Here is a 438-nt window from a genome sequence, read left to right as displayed (position 1 = left end):
GAAAAGAGGTTACCGTGAGCCGCCGTCGTGTTGTTGTTACAGGCCTTGGGCTGATTTCGCCTGTTGGCAATAATGTTGCCGACGGCTGGGCCAATCTCGTGGCCGGCAAGTCCGGCATCGTCAATATCACGAAGTTCGACGCGACGAACTTCTCGACCCGCTTCGCGGGCGAGGTGAAGGGCTTCAACGTCGAGGAGTACATCCCGGCGAAGGAAGCGCGCCACATGGATACGTTCATCCATTACGGCATCGCGGCCGGCATGCAGGCGATGCAGGACAGCGGCTTCCAGGTCACCGACGAAAACGCGGAGCGCGTCGGCGTCGTGGTCGGCTCGGGCATCGGCGGGCTGCCGATGATCGAAGTCACGCAGACCGAGCTGCTCAACCGCGGCCCGCGCCGGATCTCGCCGTTCTTCGTGCCGGCGTCGATCATCAACA

1 protein-coding gene is annotated in these 438 nt (G+C 62.6%); it reads left to right on the top strand.

Annotation, left to right across the window (positions count from 1 at the left end; translation table 11 throughout):
• Window positions 1-14: 14 nt before the first annotated feature.
• The coding region (locus J5M67_RS28770) for a beta-ketoacyl synthase N-terminal-like domain-containing protein (protein WP_368735975.1) at window positions 15-438 on the top strand (424 nt) is incomplete at its 3' end.

The sequence above is a fragment of the Pseudomonas sp. 30_B genome, assembly GCF_017491605.1.
Taxonomy (GTDB): domain Bacteria; phylum Pseudomonadota; class Gammaproteobacteria; order Pseudomonadales; family Pseudomonadaceae; genus Pseudomonas.
This window is presented reverse-complemented; position numbering and strand designations above follow the sequence as displayed.